The following is a 21872-nucleotide window of genomic DNA, read 5'->3' as shown; positions in this document are numbered from 1 at the left end:
CCCTGGACGGCCGGTGGTCTCAGCGGCCGCCGAGGACCGCGTAGGCCCGCACCGGGAAGGTGCCGAAGCCGCTCACCTTGGGCGGCACCGCGGTGAAGCGGGCTCCGGTGGCGGGGAGCTGCTCGAGCCCGCGGAGGTGCTCCACGACGTGCACTCCCGCGGCGAGGAGGAGGCTGTGGGCGGGCCGCTCGCCCCCGCCCTCGACGTCGTCGATGTTCACGGAGTCGATGCCGACGAGCACCGCGCCGCCGGCGATCAGCGCCTCCGCCCCGGCGGCGGTGAGGAACGGCGCGCCGCTCGCGTACCCGGGCGTGGCGAAGTGCGCGTCCCAGCCGGTCGAGAGCAGCACCGCGGCCCCGGAGACGTCGAGTCCGCCGAGCGCGTCGAGGTCGATCCCGCGCCGTCCCGCCGCGCGCGCGTCGACGACGACGGCGGGGAGGTCGACCAGCGTCTCGAGGTCGAGCCCGGCCAGGTCGGTGCCGCCCTCGTAGCGGTGGAACGGGCTGTCGAGGTAGGTGCCGGTGTTGCCGATCATCTCGATGACGTCCAGCGCGAACTCCGTGCCCGGTGCGTAGGCCGCTCGCGACGCCTCCCGCGTGAGGTGCGGCCGGATCCGCGGCGCCGGCAGGCCCGGGTAGGTCACCAGCCCGTCCGCGACGGTGTGACTGAGATCGACGATGCGGCGCGCGGAGGAGGTCATGCCTCCGATGCTGACAGTGGCAGGATCACCGCGCCCCTCGAAGAACTGCCACGGGCCACCGGAGGAGCGCCAGTCCGCACGCTCCTCCGGCACCACCGCTACTTCTTCGGCAGCGCCGCCGCGAGGTCCGCGATCAGGTCGCTCGCGTCCTCGATGCCGACCGACAGCCGCACCAGCGACTCCGACACCTCGAGCGGCGTGCCCTTGACCGACGCGTGGGTCATCTCGCTGGGGTAGCCGATCAGCGACTCGACGCCGCCCAGCGACTCCGCCAGCTGGAACAGCTCGGTCGACTCCGCGAACTTGCGCGCCGCGCGCGGCGTCGCCAGCTCGACCGAGAGCATGCCGCCGAACCCCGACATCTGGCGCTTCGCCAGCTCGTGGCCCGGGTGCGAGGGCAGGCCCGGGTAGTGCACGGCCGTCACGGCGGAGTGCCCGGCCAGGAACTCGGCGACCGCCTGCGCGTTCTTCGAGTGCCGCTCCATCCGGATCGCGAGCGTCTTGATCCCGCGCACCGTCAGCCAGGCGTCCATCGGGCTCGAGATCGCGCCGACCGCGAACTGCAGGAAGGCGACCTTCTCGGCGAGCGGGCCGGAGCGCAGCGCGAGCGCCCCGCCGACCACGTCCGAGTGCCCGCCGAGGTACTTCGTCGTCGAGTGCACGACCACGTCGGCGCCGAGCGCGAGCGGCTGCTGCAGCGCCGAGGAGGCGAAGGTGTTGTCGACGACGACGATCAGGTCGTGCGCGTGCGCCAGGTCGGCCAGCTCCGCGATGTCGCTGATGGTCATCAGCGGGTTCGACGGCGTCTCGACCCAGAGCATCTTGGTCTCGCCGGGGCGGATGGCGTGCTGCACCTCGCGCAGGTTCGACATGTCGACCGCGGTGTTGGAGATGCCCCAGGCCGCGTGCACCCGGTCGATCAGCCGGTGGCTTCCGCCGTAGGCGTCGTTGCCGAGCACGATGTGGTCGCCGGGAGCGAGCGCCGCCCGGATCAGCGTGTCCTCGGCGGCGAGGCCGGAGGAGAACGAGTAGGCGACGTCCGCGCCCTCGAGCGAGGCGATCAGCTCCTGCAGCGAATCGCGGGTCGGGTTCGCCGAGCGGGCGTACTCGTAGCCGCCGCGGAAGCCGCCGATCCCGTCCTGGACGAAGGTCGACGTCATGTAGACGGGCGGAACGACCGCGCCGGTGGTCGGGTCGAACTCCTGACCGGCGTGGATGGCGCGGGTGTCGAAGTGCTGCTTCTTGGGCATGATCGCGGGGCTTTCCTGGTCGAGGGGGTGGAGAAGAAGGGGGAGGGCGGCGCTCAGGCCGTCGCGAACGACAGGAGGTCCTGCCGGGTGATCACGGCGACGGGCTTCCCCTCGTCGGTGACGAGCAGGGCGTTCGCCTCGCTCAGCGCGGCGCGGGCCGCCGTGATGCTCTCACCGAGGCCGATGAGCCGGAGCGCGTCGCCGGCGGAGGCGCCGATCGGATCGGTCATCGAGGTCGCGCCGCTGAAGACGCGGTCGAGCAGCTCGCGCTCGTCGACCGCTCCGACGACCTCGCCCATCACCACGGGCGGCTCGGCGGTGAGGACGGGCAGCTGCGAGACGCCGTAGGTCGTCATGATCTCGATCGCGTCCCGGACGGTGTCGCTGGGGTGCACGTGCACGAGGGCCGGCAGATCGCCGGTACTCGGGTTGGCGGCGCGGGCCGAGAGCACGTCGCGGACGGTGCCCTCCTCGCGGTGCTCGAGGAAGCCGTAGGAGCGCATCCAGCGGTCGTTGAAGATCTTGCCGAGGTAGCCGCGCCCGCCGTCGGGCAGCAGCACGACGACCACGTCGTCGGGTCCGAGCTCGGCGGCGGCCTTGAGCGCGACCGAGACGGCGAGGCCGCTCGAGCCGCCGACCAGCAGGCCCTCCTCGCGGGCGAGGCGGCGGGTCATCGCGAACGACTCCGCGTCGCTCGAGGCGATGATCCGGTCGACCACGCTCGGGTCGTAGGCGCTCGGCCAGAAGTCCTCGCCGACGCCCTCGGTCAGGTACGGGCGCCCGCCGCCGCCGGAGTAGACCGAGCCCTCCGGGTCGGCGCCGACGATCTGCACGCGGCCCTCCGACACCTCCTTGAGGTAGCGGCCGACGCCGCTGATGGTGCCGCCGGTGCCGACGCCCGCCACGAAGTGGGTGAGCTTGCCGGCGGTGTCGCGCCAGATCTCGGGGCCGGTGGTCTCGTAGTGGCTCAGCGGTCCGTTGAGGTTCGCGTACTGGTTGGGCTTGAAGGCGCCCGGGATCTCGCGCGCCAGCCGGTCGGAGACGGAGTAGTAGGAGTCCGGGTCCTCGGGAGCGACGGCCGTCGGGGTGACGACGATCTCGGCGCCGTACGCGGTGAGCACGTTCCGCTTGTCCTCGCCGACCTTGTCGGGCAGGACGAACACGCAGCGGTAGCCGCGCTGCTGCGCGACGAGGGCCAGGCCGATGCCGGTGTTGCCGCTGGTCGGCTCGACGATCGTGCCGCCGGGCTTCAGCAGGCCGTCGCGCTCGGCCGCGTCGATGATGCGGGTCGCGATGCGGTCCTTGGACGAGCCGCCGGGGTTGAGGTACTCCACCTTGACCAGGACGGTGGCCTGCACGCCGGAGGCGACCGGGCCGAGCTTCACGAGCGGGGTGTCGCCGATCAGGTCGAGCACCGAATCGGCGTACGCCATCCCGGTGTCCGGGCGTGCGGGAAGGGCTCGATCGAGGGTCATGTGGGCCAGCGTATCAACCGCGGATCGCCGGATGACGGGGGTCGCCGAGACCCCCGGACGCGGCCCCGGCACGGTCCGCGCGAGAGTGGTTCAGCGCAGAGGAGTGCCCTATCGTGGGGGTCCTCGCGTCACCGCCGACCGGAACGGACACCGCCTGCAATGACCCCTCCGATCACCGCCACGACGCGGGGTCCGGCCGATGCACGCCTGCTCAGACTGCTCGGCCCCGCCATGGTCGCCGGAGTGGCTTACCTCGATCCGGGCAATGTCGCCAGCAACATGACGGCGGGCGCCCGCTTCGGCTATCTGCTCGTCTGGGTCGTCGTCCTCGGCAATCTGATGGCCTGGCTGATCCAGTACCTCTCGGCCAAGCTCGGCCTGATGACGGGCAAGAGCCTGCCCGAGCTGCTCGGCGAGCGCCTCCGCGGCCGCTGGGGCCGGCGGGCGTACTGGCTGCAGGCCGAGACCGTCGCGATCGCCACCGACCTCGCCGAGGTCATCGGCGGCGCGATCGCGCTGAACCTGCTGTTCGGACTGCCGCTGCTCGCCGGCGGACTCGTCACCGGGGCCGTGTCGCTGGTGCTCCTGGTGATCCAGACCCGCGGCGGAGCGCAGCCGTTCGAGCGCGTGATCACGGCGCTGATGGTCGTCATCGCCGTCGGCTTCACCGTGGGCGTGGTCGTCGATCCGCCGGACGCGGGCGCGGCGGCGGCCGGGCTCCTCCCCCGCTTCGACGGCTCGGAGTCGGTGCTCCTCGCCGCGTCGATCCTCGGCGCCACCGTGATGCCGCACGCGATCTACGCGCACTCGGCTCTCGCGCGCGATCGCTTCGGCCGCGTCGACGGGGTGACCGCCCGCCGGAGGATCCTCACCGCTACCCGGATCGACGTCACCGTCGCCCTCGCGATCGCCGGCACCGTGAACCTCGCGATCCTGCTGCTCGCCGCGCACTCGCTGTCCGGCGTCGCCGGCACCGACAGCCTCGAGGGTGCGCACGCCGCGATCGGCGCGGCCCTCGGCCCGGTCGTCGCGACGCTCTTCGCGGTCGGGCTCCTCGCCTCCGGCCTCGCCTCGACCTCGGTCGGCGCCTACGCCGGCGCGGAGATCATGCACGGGCTGCTGAACCTGCGGGTGCCGCTCGTCGCCCGCCGCCTCGTCACGCTGATCCCGGCGCTGATCGTCCTCGGGATCGGCTTCGACCCCACCCGCGCGCTCGTGCTCAGCCAGGTCGTGCTCTCGTTCGGCATCCCGTTCGCACTCGTGCCGCTCGTCGCCCTCACCCGCGACCGCGCCCTGATGGGCGACCAGGCGAACCGCTGGTTCACCACCCTCGGCGCGATCCTCGCCGCCCTCTTCCTGATCGTCCTCAACGGCCTGCTCCTCTGGCTGACCTTCAGCGGCTGAGCGCGGCGCTGCATGCTCACCGGCTGACCCGCAGGCGCTGCATGCTGGTCGAGCAGCCCTGGTGGGGCGTATCGAGACCCGCCCACCCCGAGCACTCCCACCCCGCGTTGATCCGATCCGGAGCCTCGCTCGTTATCCTCTGAGAGCGCCTCTCAGGCGCCTGCGCCTCCCCCGGCGCGCCACCCCGCGATCAGAACGAGAGACGCCACCGTGCCCAAAGACACGATGTCCGCCAAGAACCGCGCCCGCCAGGACAAGGTCGAGGCCTACAAGCGCGAGCAGGCCAAGCGCAAGCGCAGCGGCCGGATCTGGATCTGGTCGCTCTCGGCCCTCGCCGTCGTCGCGATCGGCGGCATCGTCGCCGTCACCGTCTTCGGCAACCAGCAGATCGTCGAGGCCCGGCAGATCGATGGCCTGCAGACCTTCGAGAACGACGCGACCCACGTCGCCGGCACCGTCGACTACGCGCAGACCCCTCCCGCGGGCGGCCCGCACAACGCCGTCTGGATGAACTGCGGCGTGTACAACGAGCCCGTCCCGAACGAGAACGCCGTGCACGACCTCGAGCACGGCGCCGTCTGGGCGACCTACGACCCGTCCCTCCCGCAGAGCGAGGTCGACGCCCTGATCGCCGCGATGCCCGACACCTACGCGGTCGTCTCGCCCTACGAGGGCCTCGAGTCGCCGATCGTGCTCAGCGCCTGGGACGCCCAGGTCGCCATCGACTCCCCCGAGGACCCGCGCATCGACGCGTTCATCGAGCGCTTCTGGCAGTCCTCGACCGCGCCCGAGCCCGGTGCCCCGTGCACCGGAGGCATCGATGCGCCCGGCAAGCAGTAGGGGCCGCCTCCTCGTCGCGGCCGTCGCCGTCGTCGCCCTCCTCCTGGGCGCGGCGGGCGGCTACCTCTTCGGCGCCCTCGCCCCGTTCTCCTCCTCGGCCACCCCGTCGAGCACCAGCGCGGAGGCCGGCTTCGCCCGCGACATGCAGGTGCACCACCTCCAGGGCGCCGAGCTGGCGATGATCGCGCGGGACCGCAGCGCCGACGACGAGGTGCTCACCGTCTCGAAGGACATCCTGCTCACCCAGCAGCAGCAGGCCGGTCAGCTCTTCGGCTGGCTGAACTCCTGGGGCCTCCCGCAGGCGGCCCCCGAGCCGTCGATGACCTGGATGGGCCGGCCGACCCTCGCCGGCGCCGCCGACGAGCACTCCTCGATGGGCATGTCCACCGAGGAGGACGTCGTCCCCGAGAGCATGCCCGGCCTCGCGACGCCCGAGCAGATCGCCGAGCTGAGCACGCTGACCGGCCGCGACTTCGACCGCAGGTTCCTCGAGCTGATGATCGCCCACCACCGCGGCGCGATCGACATGGCCGAGGCGCTGCTCGCCCGCAGCCGCGCCACCGTCGCCACCGACTTCGCCTCCTCCGTCGTGAAGGCCCAGGAGGCCGAGATCTCGCTGATGGAGCAGATGCTCGCCGACCGCCCGGCGGCCTGACCGGCGTTCCGCGCGCACGACATCGGCTGAGAGCCGCCCGCATTCGCTCTCGCACGAAGGGGGCACGAAGATCGCGAAGGCGAAGGGGCGGCTGTGCGGGCGGGCGCCGAAGCTCTCGCCGAAGATCGAGGCGCACCTGGTCGCTGAGCATCGTGCCGGTGACTGCACCGTCGTGGAGCCTGCGACCGACTTCGAGGTCGCTCGATCGACCGCGTACCGGGCGGTGCAGCGTGCGCAGTTGAAGGACGCGCGGACCGTGGAGGTCGCGCCGGCCCTTGACGCGACCGGTTGCGGTGAGTCGTTTCGAGCTGTCGCCGACCGACCAGGCGACGCCGCCGGCGGAGGGGACGCTGTCCAGGATCGCGGCAGAGGTCGTGGCGACACGAACTCGACGGCCTTCTCACGGAGACGTCTGCGGAAGCGCGCGTGGAGCACCTGGCAATGCCGGAGCCCGGGACGGGAGTGCCGCTAGACGACGACGACCTTCCCGAGGGCGACGGTGTTGGTGCTGCCGTAGCTGCGCACGCTGTAGTCGTAGTTCTGGCCTGGGGAGGTGCCGGAGTCGAGCTCCGCGGTGAAGGTCGCCGAGCCGGTCTGGTCTGTGGTGGCGTAGGTGGTGGCGTCGAATTCACCGCCGCGGTATCCGGGGTGGGAGAACATCAGGGCGCCGTCACCATTGGCGATCATCAGGTTCGCGACGACGCCCTGGCCGGCCGCGTCGAGGAACCGGACCCGGATGGGGAAGGTCTGTCCGGGTTCCGCCTCGATCGTCGGATCGAGGATTCGAAGCCCGACGGTCTCAGTGGGCTGGCTGGTGGCTGCCGCCGGTGCTGCGACCGCGAGAGCGACGGCGGGAGCGCTCCATGCCAGGCCTGTGAGTGCTCGGCGCGTCAGCGGTGCAGAGGTGGACGGGTGCTGAGGGGCGGACTGCTCCACGGATCTCTTTCTGTTCAGGGGAAGCGCGGCGCCCGAGCGGCGTGCTGGGCGGGACATGCTCGGTCGGTCAACCGCGCGCAGCTCAGCAGACCACAGATGACTCGTCCCGGGTGCGGAGATCGCCGGAATGAGACGACGAACTCAGAAGCAGTGGCTGTCCGTGTCGGCGCGGGGGTGGTGTCGTCCGAGGTCGTGGAGGATCTGGTGCATTCGAGGTGCCACGGGCAGATGAGCGTCGGGTCGTGGCAGCACTGCGCTCTCCGCTCGACCGCCGCCACGCGTGCAGAACATCGGCTGGGAGCCGCTCTCATCGCTGATCGGCGATGAGGAGCCGTCTCGGCTGATGTTGTGCGCGCTCCTCAGGAGCTGAGGGCGGTCTCGACCTGCTGGGCGTAGAGGGAGGCGTAGAGGCCGCGGCGCTCGAGCAGCTCGAGGTGGGTGCCCGACTCGACGATGCGTCCACCGTCGACGACGTGGATGACGTCGGCCGAGACGACCGTCGAGAGGCGGTGCGCGATGGCGATGGTGGTGCGGCCGCGGGCGGCGTCGTCGAGGGCGGTCTGCACGATCCGCTCCGAGACGGTGTCCAGCGCGCTGGTCGCCTCGTCGAGGATGAGGACGGCCGGGTCCTTCAGCAGCACCCGCGCGATCGCGAGGCGCTGCTTCTCGCCGCCGGAGAGCCGGTAGCCGCGCTCGCCGACGAGGGTGTCGTAGCCGTCGGGGAAGGACGCGATCGTGTCGTGGATGTTCGCGGACCGGGCGGCCGCCTCCAGCTCCTCCTGCGTCGCGGCGGGGCGGGCGTACCGGAGGTTGTCGGCGATCGTCGCGTGGAAGAGGTAGGTCTCCTGGCTGACGATGCCGATGTGCGAGACGAGCGACTCCTGCCGCAGCTCCCGGACGTCCGTGCCGGCGAAGCGGACGGAGCCCTCGGTGACGTCGTAGAGCCGGGGCACGAGGTACGAGATGGTCGTCTTGCCGGCGCCGGAGGGGCCGACGAAGGCGACGAACTCGCCCGGCGCGATCGAGACCGAGACGTGGTCGAGGGTCGGCCGGACGTCGTCGGTCTGGTCGGGGTAGCGGAAGACGACCTCGTCCAGCTCGACGCGGCCGAGCTCACCGTCGACGTCGCGGGCGCTCGCGCGGTCGGCGATGGCGGGCCGCAGGTCCAGGTACTCGAAGATGCGGGCGAAGAGCGCGCCGGCGGTCTGCAGGTCGAGCGCGACGCGCATCAGCCCGAGCAGCGGCCACATCAGCCGCGCCTGCACGGTGGTGAAGGCGACGACGGTGCCCGCGGTGACGGTCGTCCCCCCGAGGATCAGCCAGGCGGCGACGAGGTAGACGACCACGGGGATCACCGAGAGGAAGATCTGCACGGTCGCGAAGAACCACTGCCCGGACATCTGCTGGCGGACCTGGAGGTCGATCTGCCGGCCGTTCTCATCGGCGTAGCGGGTCACCTCCGACTCCTGGCGGCCGAAGCTCTTGGCGAGCAGGATGCCCGAGACGCTCAGCGTCTCCTGCGTGATCGCCGTCATCTCGGACAGCGACTCCTGCGTCTTCGTGGCGATCCGGGCGCGGACCTGGCCGACCCGGCGCTGCGCGATCACGAGCACCGGTGTGAGCACCACCGCAACGATCGTCATCTGCCAGGAGAGCAGGAGCATCGCGACGACGGCCGCGATCACGGTGACGGTGTTGCCGAGCACGCTCGAGACGGTGTTGGTGAGGACGCTGGCCACGCCGCCGACGTCGTTGGCGAGGCGCGACTGGATGACGCCGGTGCGCGTGCGGGTGAAGAAGCCGAGCTCCATCGCCTGGAGGTGGCGGAACAGCCGGATGCGCAGCTCGCCCATCACGCTGTTGCCGACCGTGGCGGTGAGGAAGGTCTGCCAGACGCCGAGCACGGCGGAGACCACCCAGATCAGCACCATCACGCCGACGAGCTCGAGCAGCACGGGGAGGTTCGGGCGGCCGTCGGGCGGGAAGAGCCCGCGGTCGAAGGCCAGCTGGGTGAGCAGCGGCGGCACGACGGTGAGCGCGGCGCCGACGAGCACGAGGGCGACGGTGAGCGTGAGCTTCGTGCGGTGGGCGTGGAAGAGCGAGGCGATCCGGGAGAAGAGGTGATCGATCCGCGGGGCGTCGGAGTTCTTCCGCCGCTGGGCGTCGGGGTCGCTGCTGGAGATCTTCCCGCGCACCGCGCCCGCGCGCATCCCGCCGCCGCTCGCGACGTCACCCATCCTGCTCATCGCTCGACCATAACCCCGGCCGCCGACACCGCCCGCGGCTTCCGCCCACGGCGAAGATGTGCTCAGCGGCGGGGGATCCGCGACGGTCCGGTCGGCCCACGCGGGCCGCGTTCCGCGGACTCCGTTCTCCGGGTCTCGATACGCCGCGTCCCGCGGCTACTCGACCAGCATGGATCGCCGACCGTCCGCATCCCCTCTCGGTCCACCGCCTGGCCGGCGCCCTCATGCTGAGCGGCGCAGCGCCCTCACTCATGCTGGTCGAGTAGCCCCGGAGGGGCGTATCGAGACCCGACGTCACCAGCAGGGCGGGGCTGCAGACACAGGTTCTGACGGTGGTGGATCTCGATACGCCCGCTTTCGCGGGCTACTCGATCAGCATGAGCGGCCCGCGATGCGGGCTGCTCGATCAGCATGGGGGCACCCCGTACCGACGAGCCGGGGACGACAGAAGGCCCGGGCCCTGCGTGAGCAGGACCCGGGCCTTCCCTCGCACTCGCTGGCGGTTCGCGGCGCCGTCGGCTGCAAGGCGGAGGAGGAGAGCTGTAGCGGAGCTACTGCCGACGACGACAACGCCGCAGACGGCGGTGCCGCGGACCGCTAGCCCTTCGTGGCGCCGGCGAGCAGGCCGCGAACGAAGAAGCGCTGGAGGGCGAAGAACACGATCAGCGGGACGATGATCGAGATGAACGCGCCGGCCGTGAGGAGCTCCCACGACTGGCCGTACGAGCCCGACAGGTCCTGCAGAGCCTTCGTGATCGGCAAGCCCTGCCCGGAGGTGAAGACCGTCGCGACCAGCAGGTCGTTCCAGACCCAGAGGAACTGGAAGATGCCGAACGAGGCGATCGCCGGGACCGACAGCGGCAGCACGATGCGGAAGAAGATCTGGCCGTGGCCGGCTCCGTCCACGCGAGCCGCCTCGATGACCTCGCCGGGGATCTCCGAGATGAAGTTGTGGAGCATGAAGATCGCCAGCGGGAGCGCGAAGATCGTGTGCGCGATCCACACCTTCGCGTACGAGCCGTCCAACCCGTTCACCCCGAGCCCGGGGAGGATGTAGAGGTTGCCGATGCGGAGGCCGTCCGAGAACAGCTGCAGCAGCGGCACGAGGGCCATCTGGATCGGCACGATCTGCAGCGAGAACACGAGCACGAAGAGCGTGTTGCGGCCCTTGAAGTCGATCCACGCGAACGCGTAGGCCGCGAGGCTGGCGATCGTGATCGGGATGAGCGCCGCCGGCAGCGTGATGACCAGCGAGTTCACGAACGCCTTGCCCAGCGTCAGGCTGTCGCCGGAGTTGAGCGCGTTCGCGTAGTTGTCGAGGGTGAAGCCGGGGTTGGCGAAGATCGTCCACCAGCCGGTCGTCTTGATGTCGTTCGCGGGGCGGAACGACGAGATGAACAGCCCGAGGGTCGGGATGGTCCAGATCGCCGCGATGATCGCGGCCGCGAGCGTCGCTCCGCGCGAGGTGGTCGCCTTGCGGACCTTGCCGCTGGCCGCCTCGATCTTCGACTCGCCGCGGGCGAGCGCGCGCTCGGTGCTGCGGTCGACCGGAACCTGGATCGGAGTGGGCGTGACGCTCATCGGATCTCCCTCTGCTTGGCGAGCTGGCGGGCGTTGTAGACGACGATCGGGAGCACGAGCAGGAACAGGATGACCGCGAGGGCCGCGCTGTAGCCGCTGCGGGCGCCGAGCTGGAACTGGCGCACCATCTCGAAGGCGAGGACGGTGGTGTCGGAGCGGCCGCCGGTCATCGCCGAGACGATGTCGAAGACCTTCAGCGACGCGATCGAGATCGTGGTCAGCACGACCACGATCGAGGAGCGGATGCCCGGGACGACGACGTTCCAGAACGACTGCCAGGCGTTGGTGCCGTCGAGCGACGCCGCCTCCAGCTGCTCGGACGGCACGCCCTTGATGGCGGCCGAGAGGACCGTCATCGCGAAGCCGGCCTGGGTCCAAATCAGCACGACGACCAGGAACAGCGTGTTCCACGGCTCGAGGCCCAGCCAGTCGACGGGCGAGCCGCCGAACGCGGTGAGGATGCCGTTGAGGACACCGATCTGCTCGCCCTGGCGGGTGTCGTAGAAGAACTTGAAGATGATCGAGGCGCCGACGAACGAGATCGCCATCGGCATGAAGACCAGCAGCTTGAAGAACTTCTCGCCGCGGCTCTTGTCGATGAACACCGCGTAGGCCAGGCCGATCGCAGTGGCGGTGATCGGGGCGAGGAGCACCCAGACCACGGTGTTGAGGAACGCGGTCACGCCGTCCGGGCTGGTGAAGACCCAGATGAAGTTGTCGAGGCCGGCGAAGCCGGAGCCGTCGTTCTTCATGAAGGCGTTCAGCGCGGTCGTGATCGTCGGGTAGATCAGGCCGATCAGGATGAAGAAGGCGGCCGGAGCCATGAACGCGATCAGCTGCAGTCCGTAGCCCGCGCCTTTGCGGGACCGGAAGTCGAGCAGGAAGAGGATGCCGCCGATGACCGCCGCGACGACCGCGACCCACATCACCGAGTTGTAGAGGCCGAACGCGAGGAGGAGGACCACCGGGAGGAGGACGGTGACGGCGAGGCGGAGGACCGTGTAGCCGGTGCCGCGCCGCGGGGCGATCTCGACGAAGAAGAGGATGATCGCGACGACCGCCGCGAACGCCAGAAGGATGATGGGGATCTGCGCGAGCGGGGGGATGCTCGCCAGCCACTGGAAGAAGCCGGACATGGACGCCCTTTCGAGTGCGACTCTGAACTCTGGTGAGGCCCGGTCCGGCCGGACCGCGGGTGCGATCCGGCCGGACGGGCATCGGTCGAGGGCCGCCGCTCCGGGGAGCGACGGCCCTCTCCGCGACTGCTAGGAGGTGTAGCCGGCCTGGATCTCCTCGAGGACCTGATCGGTGCTCGAGCCGTCGATCCAGTCGACCATGCCCTTCCAGAAGCTGTCGGCACCGACGGACTTCGGCATGAGGTCCGAGCCGTCGAAGCGGAAGGTGGTGTCCGGGTCCTGGAGGATCCCGATGGAGTCCTTCAGGATGTCGCTGCCGGCGTTGGCGGCGTCGAGGCCGGTGTTCGCCGAGATGACGCCACCGAGCTTGACGCGGCTGTTGGCCCAGTCCGCGCTGGCCAGGTACTCCTGGACCTTGGCGGTGTCCTCGTCGTTCGAGAACGCGGCGACCATCTCGCCACCACCGGTGACGGCCTGGGCGTCGCCCGCCTCGGCCGGCGGGGTGAGGAAGGCCCAGACGTCGCCGTCCTCGGCGACGTTGGCGCCGGCCGAGATCAGGAAGCCCTCGAAGAACGAGGCCTGGTGGGTCAGCGCGCAGGTGCCGTTGGCGACGTTCTGCGCGACGTCGCCGAAGGCGGTCGAGTTGATCGAGGAGACGTCGCCGTAGCCGGCGTTGACCAGCGTCGGGTCGAGCAGGATCGAGCCGACCTTGTCGAAGGCCGCCTTGATCTCGGGGTCGGTGAACGGGGTGTCGCCCGCGACCCAGGAGTCGTACACGTCGGGGCCGGCCTCGCGGAGGACGGCGTCCTCGATCCAGTCGGTGCCCGGCCAGCCGGACGCCTCACCGGAGTTGAAGCCCGCGCACCAGGACGGTCCGCCGGTCTTCTCGGCGATGGTCTTGCCCAGCGCCTCCATCTCGTCCCAGGTGGTGGGAACGGAGACGCCCCACTCGGCGAACTTCTTCGGCGAGTACCAGATGTAGCCCTTGACGGAGGCCATCAGCGGCGCGCCGTACTGGGTGCCGTCGACCTGGCCGTACTTCTGCCAGTCCTCGGACCAGTTGTCCTGGACGTTCTTGAGCGCGCCGGCGGGCAGCTCCTGGACCTTGCCCGAGGCGACGGTGTCGGCGAGCAGACCCGGCTGCGGGAAGATCGCGAGGTCGGGGGTGTCGCCACCCTGGACCTTGATGCCGATCTGCTTCTCGAACTCCTTGTCGCCGGTGTACTTGATGTCGATGCCCGACTCCTTCTCCCAGTCCGCCCAGGACTGCTCGAGAAGGGTGGCCTCGTCGCCGTTGATGGTGCCGTAGACGTTGACGACGCCGTCGGCGGTGCCCACGGTGCCGGCGGAGCTGCCGCCGCCCGCGTTCGGGTCGTTCGGGTCGCTGCTGCTCGAGCAGCCGGCGAGGGCGATCCCGGCCGCTGCGAGAACGGCGACGGGAAGGGTGATACGGCGGTGCAGGGATGACCGCATGGTTCCTCCTCATTGAGTGGTGGTTCAGCCGAGGGCCGGTGCCGTCCGGCGGGCCGGCGGGCTGAGGCGACTCGAAGCAGGTGCTGCGACGACTCGGATGCTGTTGGTGGTTCCGTGCGGAGACTCTCCGAGCGGAACACCGGGTTCGTGTGGCTCGGGCCTCCACGGAGGGAAACCTTTCCACAAGATCGATGAAAGCACAACGGCGGTGATAGAGCGCTCTCTCAGATAACGATCCGGCGACGAACCGCGGTAAATCGGGCCGTGCGCCGCGGGAGATCGATCTCGACGCTCCCCCTCGCGTCGAGCCCGGGGTATAACTTTCTGGAACCGTTTCCAGCACCGACGCCGGACGGTCCGGGAGGAACGCCGTGCCAGGCATCGAAGAGGTCGCCGAGCTCGCGGGAGTGTCGAAGGCGACCGTCTCGCGCGCTCTGAGCGGCCGCGGCTACGTCTCCGCCGGGACGAAGCAGCGGGTCGAGCACGCCGCGTCGAGCCTCGGCTACGTCGTCTCCGCCAACGCCTCGAGCCTCGTCACCGGCCGCAGCAACAACGTCGCCGTGATCATCCCGGTGATCAACCAGTGGTTCTTCGGCGGGATCATCGAGGGCATCGAGCGCGCCCTGCTCGCCGCCGGCTACGACCTGCTCCTCTACAACATCGACAAGCACCACGACGCGCGCCGCAGCGTCTTCGAGTACTACCTCGTCCGCAAGCGCGTCGACGCGATCGTCGCCGTGACCCTCGAGATCTCGCCCGACGAGACGGAAGCGCTGCTCGCCCTGGGCAAGCCGATCGTCGGGATCGGCGGCTCGCTCCCCGGCATCCCCACCTTCAGCATCGACGACGTCGCCGCGGCCCGGCTCGCCACCGAGCACCTGCTCTCCCTCGGCCACGAACGCATCGTCCACATCGGCGGACTGGCGGAGGAGGAGATGGACTTCCACGTGCACACCAAGCGCCACGAGGGCTTCTCGCAGGCCCTCGCGGCGGCCGGACTCGAGCGCGAGGCCGGCCACTTCGTGCCGACCCGGTTCGACATCCCCGGCGGGCACCGGGCCGGGCGTCAGGTGCTCGGCGACCCGCGGACCCGGCCGACCGCGATCTTCGCCGCCTCCGACGAGATCGGGATCGGGATCATCCTCGCCGCGCGCGAGCTCGGGCTGTCGGTGCCGGAGGACGTCTCGATCATCGGGATCGACGACCACCCGCTGGCCGAGCTGTTCGGCCTGAGCTCGATCCGGCAGGACCCGCGGCAGCAGGGCGAGCTCGCCGTCGCCCTCGTGCTGGAGGCGCTGGCCGCGATCGCCCGGGGCGAGGCGCCGCCGCCCGCCCGGCACACGACCATCCCCGCCTCCCTCGTCATCCGCACCAGCACGTCGGCGCCGCGGGGCGCGAGAATCGGAGCATGAGCGACTCCGAGTCCCCCTCCCCCGTCGTCCGCGATGCGCCCGAGCGCTCCCGCTTCGAGATCTCCGTCGGCGGCGAGACGGCCGGCTTCGCGGCCTACGTCCGCCACGGGGACGAGGTCGTGCTGACCCACACCGTCGTCGACGACGCCTGGGAGGGCCACGGCCTCGGCAGCGTCCTCGCCCGCGCTGCGGTCCTCGCGGTGACGAAGGCGGGAGGCACCGTCGTCCCGCGCTGCCCCTTCATCGCGGCCTGGCTCCGCAAGCACCCGGACTCGGGCGCCCGCGTCCGCTGGCCCGAGGACTGATGCGGGGCGGCCGCGCCTGCTCCATGCTGATCGAGTAGCCCGCGCAGCGGGCGTATCGAGATCCCCCAGCATCAGAACAGGAGCCTGCAGGCCCGCCGTACTGAGGACGCCGGGTCTCGATACGCCCCTGCGGGGCTACTCGACCAGCATGGGGCGGCGGACCTCGTCGGCGACGGCATGCTGATCGAGTAGCCCGCGAAGCGGGCGTATCGAGATCCCCGCGTCCGCTCAGGCGGGCGCGGTGCGGGAGCCGATCTCCTGGAGGGACCAGGTGTTGCCGTCCGGGTCGGCGAAGTGGGAGTACTTCACGCCGCCCATGTCCTGGACGTCGGACAGCTCGAGACCTCGCTCGACCAACTCGGCGCGCGCGGCGGCGATGTCGTCGACGACGAGGTGCAGCCCGCGGACGACGCCGTCCTCCGGCCCGGGCCCCATCCCGGAGCCGATCACGATCGAGCAGGAGGAGCCGGGCGGTGTCAGCTGGACGACCCGCATCGACGGCGAGGGCCGGACGTCGTGGTCGACGTGGAAGCCGACGACGTCCGCGTAGAACGCCAGCGCCCGATCGACGTCGGAGACGGGCACGGGGACGAGTTCGAGTCGCATCTGCACGCGCTCATCCTGCACGAGTCGCTGACGATCGTGGGTCTCGATACGCCCCTCCGGGGCTACTCGACCAGCATGGAGAGGGCGGGTCAGTCGCGCGGGGCGACGACGAGGCGCTCGTGCATGATCTCGACGGCGCGCTCGAGGACGCGGCGGTCCTCGGGGCGGAGGTCGGCGAAGATCGGCGTGAGGGCGTCGCCCAGCTGGGTGCGCCAGGCACTGAGCGCGGCGGCGCCGTCGGGGGCGAGGCGGATCTGCCAAGCCCGCGCGTCGGCCGGGTCGGCGATGCGGTCGAGCCAGCCGGCCTCGACGAGGTTCTTCACGATCTTGGTCATCGTGGGCTGCGAGACGCGGCTCTGGGTCGCCAGCTCGCCCAGGCGCATCGGCCCCATCGACAGCAGCACCGACAGGGTGCGCCAGACCGCCTGCGACTCCTGGTTGTCGGTGGCCTGCGCGGCGAGGCGGGTGATCCGGTGCGTCACCGAGACGAAGTCGCTCAGCAGCTCGCTCAGCGACACCTCGCTGGGCGGCACGTCGCGGGCCGGCAGACCTGCGAGCGGATCGATAGCAGTCACCCGCCGATTCTAGAGGCTGCATCGCGCGGCACCGGGGAGGCCGATCACCCCCGGTCGGGGACGCCGGGGCGGCGACGACAGCGCAGGGAGAACAGGGAGACGACGAGCGGGAACGACGAAGGGCGCCGCCTCCGAGGAGACGACGCCCTGCGCCGGTGGGCCCGCCCGAGGGAGGACCCGTGCACCCTGACGGGTGCGAGGGGATTACTTGACGGTGACGGTCGCGCCGGCGGCCTCGAGCTGGGCCTTGGCCTTCTCGGCGGTCTCCTTGTTGACGGCCTCGAGGACAGCCTTGGGGGCGCCGTCGACGACAGCCTTCGCCTCGCCGAGGCCGAGGCTCGTGAGCGCGCGGACCTCCTTGATGACCTGGATCTTCTTCTCGCCGGCGGCCTCGAGCACGACGTCGAACTCGGTCTGCTCCTCGACCTCTTCGGCCGGGGCGGCCGGGCCGGCGACACCAGCAGCGGCGACGGGCGCGGCGGCGGTGACCTCGAAGACCTCTTCGAACTTCTTCACGAACTCAGAGAGCTCGATGAGCGTGAGCTCCTTGAAGGCCTCGATGAGCTCGTCCTGCGTGAGCTTTGCCATGATTTTTCTCCTTGTTGTTTCTTGTCTACGAACCGCGTGCGCACTGCCTCCCGGAGGGAAGCGTCAGCTCGCGGACTCCTGCTTCTCGCGCAGTGCCTCGACCGTGCGAACGGCCTTGGACAGCGGCGCCTGGAACAGGTAAGCGGCACCGAAGAGCGAGGCCTTGAATGCGCCGGCGAGCTTGCCGAGCAGCACTTCACGGGACTCGAGGTCGGCGAGCTTTCCCACCTCTTCCGCGGTCAGCGGGTTACCGTCGAAGTAACCGCCCTTGACCACGAGGAGAGGGTTTGCCTTGGCGAAGGCACGCAGCGACTTCGCGACGGCGACGGGGTCGCCGTGCACGAACGCGATGGCCGAAGGGCCAGCGAGCTCGGCGTCGAAGGACGAGATCCCGGCGTTGTTCGCCGCGATCTTGGTCAGCGTGTTCTTCACCACGGCGTAGGTCGCGTGCTCACTGATGTCCTTGCGCAGCGTCTTGAGCTGAGCAACAGTGAGACCGCGGTACTCGGTCAGCAGAACGGCGGTCGAACTCTGGAACTTCTCCGTGAGTTCGGCGACCGAGGCTTCCTTGTTCGCCATGGCTACTCCTGTGAATTCTCGTGCCGGTAGCCCGAAGGCACGCAAAGAAAAAGGCTCCGGCGCAGGAGCGCGGGAGCCTGGGGATCGCGATGAACGCGGAACACATCTCTTGCACACCTGCGCGGGACATTCGCTTCGCGAATCCTTCGTCCGGTGGCGATCCGCGGGGCCTGGGCCCTGCTCGTGCGCACACCGGAAACCGGCGGTCTTTGGCTTCGGGAAGCGTACGACGTGGACGGGGCCGTGCGCAAGTCGGTTCGACGCGGGATGCTGGAGGGATGACCGGCCCGTCCTCCCCTCCCGACCCCGAGCCCGGCGGGCACGCCGAAGGCGACCGCGCGACCGAGGGCGCGACCGACGCCGCGATCGCCGCCGTCGAGGGCGAGCTGAGCACCCTCTTCAACCGGGTGCGCGACGCGATGCGCTCCGCCGCCGAGCGCCTGCATCCGGAGCTGAGCACCGCCGGGTACCGGACGCTCGCCACCCTGGAGCGGCGCGGCCCGATGCACTCGGGCGCCCTGGCCGAGCTGCTCGAGACGGACAAGTCCTCGATCAGCCGGCAGATCTCCGCGCTCGACCGCCTCGGTCTGCTGCAGCGCTCCCCCGATCCGGGCGACGGTCGCGCGACGATCCTCTCGGTGCCGCCGGAGACCGCCGAGCGGATGCGGGCGATCCGCAGCTCCCGCCAGGCGCTGATGCACGAGGAGCTGCGCCGCTGGGACGCGGGCGACGTCGAGCTCTTCGCCGTCCTCCTGCGCCGCATCACCGCCCTGGACATGCGCGGCGCTACCACCGAGCCCGCCGACGGACAATCGGGCGCGGGCCCCGCGCCGACCGCGTAGCGTCCAGGGGGATGGAATCGCTCGCTCCTGCCTCCCTTCCCGGCGACGTCGACGGCGCTCTGGCCCTCGCCCGCACCCTCTCCGCCGACCCGCCGCGGCCCGGCACCGGCCGCACCGCCGAGCTGCACGGCCTGCTCGAGCGCCTGGCCCGGCACGACCTCGGCGTCGCCCGCGCGATCGAGCCGCACCTCGACGCGCTCGCGATCCTCGGCGAGGCGGGCCTGTCCGCCGCGGACGTCGGCGTCCAGGACGACGCGGTCTGGGGCGTCTTCGCGGCGGAGGGCGGCGACGAGCCGCTCGTCGCGACTCCGGAGGGCGACGCCTGGCGACTGGACGGCGTGAAGCCCTGGTGCTCGCTGGCCGGCCGCCTGGACGCGGCGCTGATCACGGCGCACGTCGGCGAGGGCTCCGGCGAGCGCCGGCTCTTCGCCGTGCGCCTCGGCGACGGCACCGCGACCCCGGAGGAGAACGCCTGGCACCCCCGCGGGCTGACCGAGATCCCGAGCGGACCGGTGCGCTTCGCCGGTGCGCGCGCTCACGAGGTCGGCGCTCCCGGCTGGTACCTCTCGCGACCGGGCTTCGGCTGGGGCGGGATCGGCGTGGCCGCCTGCTGGCTCGGCGGGGCCCGGGGCGTCGCCGCGACGCTGGCACGTGCGGCCGCCCGCCGCGAGGACCCGCACCTGCTCGCGCACCTCGGCGCGGTGGACACCGCCCTGTCCGCCGGGCGCCGCGCGCTCGACGAGGCCTCGGTGCTGATCGACGGGGGCGAGGCCGAGGGCGCCCGCGGCGCACTGCTGGCCAAGCGGGTCCGCGGCACGGTCGCGAGTGCCGTGGAGGAGATCCTGCTGCGCGCGGGTCGCGCCCTCGGGCCGGCTCCACTGGCCCTCGACGCGGAGCACGCGAAGCGGGTCGCCGACCTCGCCCTCTACGTCCGCCAGCACCACGCCGAGCGCGACGACGCTGCCCTCGGCCGCGCGGTCCTCGCCAGCGGCGAGACGGAGGAGTGGTGAGCCGCGTCATCGAGTTCGACGGTCACCTCGAGGGCACCCCGGTCGAGCGCTGGTGCGAGGACGGGCGGCTCGACCGGCTGCCGGTCCTGCCGGAGGACGCACTCCTCGCCGTCGACCGCGTGCTCGTCGTGGTCGCGCACGCCGACGACGAGACGCTCGGCTGCGGCGGCACGATCGCCCTGGCCCGCCGCCTCGACGTCCCCGTGGACGTCGTGATCGTGACGGACGGCGGCGCGGCGCACGGCGCCTCCTCCCCCGGGGCCGCAGCCGCCCTCGTCGCCGAGCGGCGCGCCGAGGCCCGGGCCGCGCTCGACGAGCTCGGCGCCGGAATCGGCCTCGCCTTCCTCGACGTCCCCGACTCCGGCACTCCCGAGCACCGCGACCGGATCCTCGCCGAGGTGCTCGCCCGCGCCGCCGCCGAGCCCGGCCGGGTCCTCCTGCTCTCCACCTGGACCGGCGACGGCCACCGCGACCACCGCGTCGTCGGCGAGGTCTGCGCCGAGGCGGCCGAGACCCTCGGCCACCCGCTGCTCGCGGCGCCGATCTGGCTCTGGCACTGGGCCGCGCCCGACGACGCCGAGGTGCCGTGGCCGGCGCTCGTCCGGGTCGAGGCGGACGAGGACCTGCGGGAGCGGAAGGCCCGCGCCCGCGAGCGCTATCCGAGCCAGACCGCGCCGGGACCCGGCGGGATCGCCCCGGTCCTCCACCCGCTCTTCGTCCGGGCCTTCGCCGGCGACGACCGCCTGATCCGGGTCCGCTGATGGCCCGGCCGGAGCTAGCGCACGGCGATCCGACCGACAAGTGGCGGAGAGAAGCCCCGATCCTGCCTAGGCTCGGGGGGACGGACGGGCGCGGCCCCGGCGACGAGGACACGGGGATGAGCTACTTCGACGAGCTGTACGAGCGGCACGAGGACCCCTGGGGGTACACGAGCCGCTGGTACGAGGAGCGCAAGCGCGCCCTCACCCTCGCGAGCCTGCCCGAGCGCCGCTACGACTCCGTCCTCGAGATCGGCTCCTCGATCGGCGTGCTGGCCGAGGCCCTCGCCGCGCGGGCCGAGCGCCTGCTGGCGATCGACGTCTCCGCGGCCGCCGTGGAGCGCGCCGCCCGCCGGCTCGCGCCGCTCGCGCACGTGCGGGTCGAGCACCACGACATCACCCGCGGGGTGCCGGAGGGTCCGTTCGACCTGATCGTGCTCTCCGAGGTCGGCTACTACCTGGGGCGCGAGACGCTCGAGCGCACGCTGCGCGGAGTGCGCGACCGGCTCTCCGCCTCCGGCGAGCTCGTCACCGTGCACTGGCGGCACCCGATCGACGGCCTCGAGCTCGACGGCGACGCCGTCCAGAGCGCCGTCGCCGGCCTCGGCCTGCACCGCATCGCCCGGCACGAGGAGGAGGACCTCCTGCTCGAGGTGCACTCGCGCGACGGCCGCTCGGTGGCCCGGCGGACGGGCCTGCTGTGACCCGGATCGAGGAGCTGCTGGTGGTCGTGCCGGCCCACGACGAGGAGGAGCGGATCGGCGCCACCGTCGCGTCGGTCCTCCGGAGCGCCGCGCACCTCGCCACGACCGCCCCTGACGTCGCGGTCCGGCTGATCGTCGTGGCGGACGGCTGCACGGACGCGACGGTGGAGCGTGCGCGGGCCGCGGGCGCCGAGGTCCTCGAGCTCGAGCGCTGCGGAGTCGGCGCGGCGCGGGCGGCCGGGATCGCGCACGCCCTCGGCTCCGTCTCCGGCTCCGTCCCGGACGACCGGGTCTGGCTCGCGAACACCGACGCCGACACGGTCGTTCCGGAGGAGTGGCTGCTCGAGCACGTCGAGCACGCCCGCCATCACGACGCGCTGGTGGGCACGGTCCGGCCCGACCCGTCCGACCTCTCGCCGGAGATGTACGGCCGCTGGCAGCGCACCCGCGAGCGGGAGGAGTCGATCGGCAGCATCCACGGCGCGAACCTCGGCGTGCGCGCGAGCGCCTACCTGGCGGCGGGCGGGTTCGGCGGCGAGCCGCTGCACGAGGACGTCCTGCTGGTCGAGCGCCTGCACGCCGCCGGCGCCCGGGTGGGAGCGACCGACCGCGGCGAGGTGACCACCTCCGGACGCCGCCGCAACCGCGTGGACGGCGGCTACGGCCCCTACCTGCACGACCGGTTCGCGGACGCTCCGGTCTGCTGACCGCTTCGGTCGGGGACGACCTCTGCTACAACGCGCGGGCGCAAGCAGATCCGCGAGGCCGTTGTCAACGGTCCGGGCCTGAATTGTCAC

General features: G+C 71.5%; 22 protein-coding genes. 10 read left to right on the top strand and 12 right to left on the bottom strand.

The window, feature by feature from the left end:
* Positions 1-19: 19 nt before the first annotated feature.
* From MT355_RS02370 to MT355_RS02360, 3 genes are all read right to left on the bottom strand, one after another.
* Complete coding sequence (locus MT355_RS02370; protein WP_243598382.1) at positions 20-700, bottom strand: cyclase family protein; 681 nt, start codon at positions 698-700, stop codon at positions 20-22.
* Between the two features lie 98 nt (positions 701-798).
* Entirely contained in the window at positions 799-1950 is a 1152-nt protein-coding gene (locus MT355_RS02365; protein ID WP_123447781.1) for a cystathionine gamma-synthase, read from the bottom strand.
* A 53-nt stretch (positions 1951-2003) separates the two neighbouring features.
* A complete protein-coding gene (locus tag MT355_RS02360; protein WP_123447782.1) occupies positions 2004-3383 on the bottom strand; it encodes a cystathionine beta-synthase in 1380 nt (459 codons plus the stop codon).
* Between the two features lie 201 nt (positions 3384-3584).
* On the opposite strand from MT355_RS02360, the gene MT355_RS02355 reads away from it, so the two are divergent.
* From MT355_RS02355 to MT355_RS02345, 3 genes are all read left to right on the top strand, one after another.
* A complete protein-coding gene (locus tag MT355_RS02355) occupies positions 3585-4829 on the top strand; it encodes an Nramp family divalent metal transporter (protein WP_243598381.1) in 1245 nt (414 codons plus the stop codon).
* 210 nt (positions 4830-5039) lie between these two features.
* The gene (locus MT355_RS02350; protein WP_243598380.1) at positions 5040-5669 is read left to right on the top strand and encodes a DUF3105 domain-containing protein; all 630 of its coding nucleotides are present in this window, start codon (positions 5040-5042) and stop codon (positions 5667-5669) included.
* Positions 5650-6324: a DUF305 domain-containing protein gene (locus MT355_RS02345; protein ID WP_243598379.1), complete on the top strand. Its 675-nt coding sequence runs from the start codon at positions 5650-5652 to the stop codon at positions 6322-6324. Before MT355_RS02350 ends, MT355_RS02345 begins: the two co-directional genes overlap by 20 nt.
* 468 nt (positions 6325-6792) lie before the next feature.
* Here the strand turns inward: MT355_RS02345 and MT355_RS02335 are convergent, their stop codons facing one another.
* The 5 genes from MT355_RS02335 to MT355_RS02315 form a co-directional block, all read right to left on the bottom strand.
* Positions 6793-7260 carry a hypothetical protein gene (locus MT355_RS02335; protein WP_243598378.1) on the bottom strand — a complete coding sequence of 156 codons (468 nt, stop codon included), beginning with the start codon at positions 7258-7260 and terminating at the stop codon, positions 6793-6795.
* A 359-nt stretch (positions 7261-7619) separates the two neighbouring features.
* Positions 7620-9497 carry an ABC transporter ATP-binding protein gene (locus MT355_RS02330; protein ID WP_243598700.1) on the bottom strand — a complete coding sequence of 626 codons (1878 nt, stop codon included), beginning with the start codon at positions 9495-9497 and terminating at the stop codon, positions 7620-7622.
* Positions 9498-10103: 606 nt separating this feature from the next.
* The gene (locus MT355_RS02325; protein WP_123447787.1) at positions 10104-11087 is read right to left on the bottom strand and encodes a carbohydrate ABC transporter permease; all 984 of its coding nucleotides are present in this window, start codon (positions 11085-11087) and stop codon (positions 10104-10106) included.
* On the bottom strand, positions 11084-12223 hold the full coding sequence (locus MT355_RS02320; RefSeq protein ID WP_132437600.1) for a carbohydrate ABC transporter permease: 1140 nt from the start codon (positions 12221-12223) through the stop codon (positions 11084-11086). Before MT355_RS02320 ends, MT355_RS02325 begins: the two co-directional genes overlap by 4 nt.
* Before the next feature lie 129 nt (positions 12224-12352).
* Complete coding sequence (locus MT355_RS02315) at positions 12353-13696, bottom strand: ABC transporter substrate-binding protein (RefSeq protein ID WP_123737355.1); 1344 nt, start codon at positions 13694-13696, stop codon at positions 12353-12355.
* A 371-nt stretch (positions 13697-14067) separates the two neighbouring features.
* Between MT355_RS02315 and MT355_RS02310 the strand changes: the two genes are divergently transcribed.
* The gene (locus tag MT355_RS02310; protein WP_123705269.1) at positions 14068-15108 is read left to right on the top strand and encodes a LacI family DNA-binding transcriptional regulator; all 1041 of its coding nucleotides are present in this window, start codon (positions 14068-14070) and stop codon (positions 15106-15108) included.
* The gene (locus MT355_RS02305; protein WP_243598377.1) at positions 15105-15413 is read left to right on the top strand and encodes a GNAT family N-acetyltransferase; all 309 of its coding nucleotides are present in this window, start codon (positions 15105-15107) and stop codon (positions 15411-15413) included. Before MT355_RS02310 ends, MT355_RS02305 begins: the two co-directional genes overlap by 4 nt.
* Before the next feature lie 228 nt (positions 15414-15641).
* On the opposite strand, the gene MT355_RS02300 is transcribed toward MT355_RS02305, so the two are convergent.
* From MT355_RS02300 to rplJ, 4 genes are all read right to left on the bottom strand, one after another.
* The gene (locus tag MT355_RS02300) at positions 15642-16025 is read right to left on the bottom strand and encodes a VOC family protein (RefSeq protein WP_243598376.1); all 384 of its coding nucleotides are present in this window, start codon (positions 16023-16025) and stop codon (positions 15642-15644) included.
* Positions 16026-16108: 83 nt separating this feature from the next.
* Positions 16109-16594 carry a MarR family winged helix-turn-helix transcriptional regulator gene (locus tag MT355_RS02295; RefSeq protein ID WP_243581350.1) on the bottom strand — a complete coding sequence of 162 codons (486 nt, stop codon included), beginning with the start codon at positions 16592-16594 and terminating at the stop codon, positions 16109-16111.
* 204 nt (positions 16595-16798) lie between these two features.
* The gene (gene rplL / locus MT355_RS02290; protein ID WP_055791021.1) at positions 16799-17182 is read right to left on the bottom strand and encodes a 50S ribosomal protein L7/L12; all 384 of its coding nucleotides are present in this window, start codon (positions 17180-17182) and stop codon (positions 16799-16801) included.
* Between the two features lie 63 nt (positions 17183-17245).
* Complete coding sequence (gene rplJ, locus MT355_RS02285; protein ID WP_123447792.1) at positions 17246-17761, bottom strand: 50S ribosomal protein L10; 516 nt, start codon at positions 17759-17761, stop codon at positions 17246-17248.
* A gap of 278 nt (positions 17762-18039) precedes the next feature.
* On the opposite strand from rplJ, the gene MT355_RS02280 reads away from it, so the two are divergent.
* From MT355_RS02280 to MT355_RS02260, 5 genes are all read left to right on the top strand, one after another.
* On the top strand, positions 18040-18603 hold the full coding sequence (locus MT355_RS02280) for a MarR family winged helix-turn-helix transcriptional regulator (RefSeq protein WP_243598375.1): 564 nt from the start codon (positions 18040-18042) through the stop codon (positions 18601-18603).
* Positions 18604-18614: 11 nt separating this feature from the next.
* On the top strand, positions 18615-19613 hold the full coding sequence (locus MT355_RS02275; protein ID WP_243598374.1) for an acyl-CoA dehydrogenase: 999 nt from the start codon (positions 18615-18617) through the stop codon (positions 19611-19613).
* A complete protein-coding gene (locus tag MT355_RS02270; protein ID WP_243598373.1) occupies positions 19610-20374 on the top strand; it encodes a PIG-L deacetylase family protein in 765 nt (254 codons plus the stop codon). Before MT355_RS02275 ends, MT355_RS02270 begins: the two co-directional genes overlap by 4 nt.
* Positions 20375-20490: 116 nt before the next feature.
* On the top strand, positions 20491-21075 hold the full coding sequence (locus MT355_RS02265) for an SAM-dependent methyltransferase (RefSeq protein ID WP_123447796.1): 585 nt from the start codon (positions 20491-20493) through the stop codon (positions 21073-21075).
* Entirely contained in the window at positions 21072-21782 is a 711-nt protein-coding gene (locus tag MT355_RS02260; protein WP_123737362.1) for a glycosyltransferase family 2 protein, read from the top strand. The genes MT355_RS02265 and MT355_RS02260 overlap by 4 nt, the downstream gene beginning before the upstream one ends.
* Positions 21783-21872: the final 90 nt, after the last annotated feature.

Source organism: Rathayibacter sp. VKM Ac-2929, from assembly GCF_022815495.1.
Classification (GTDB): Bacteria; Actinomycetota; Actinomycetes; order Actinomycetales; family Microbacteriaceae; genus Rathayibacter; species Rathayibacter festucae.
This window is presented reverse-complemented; position numbering and strand designations above follow the sequence as displayed.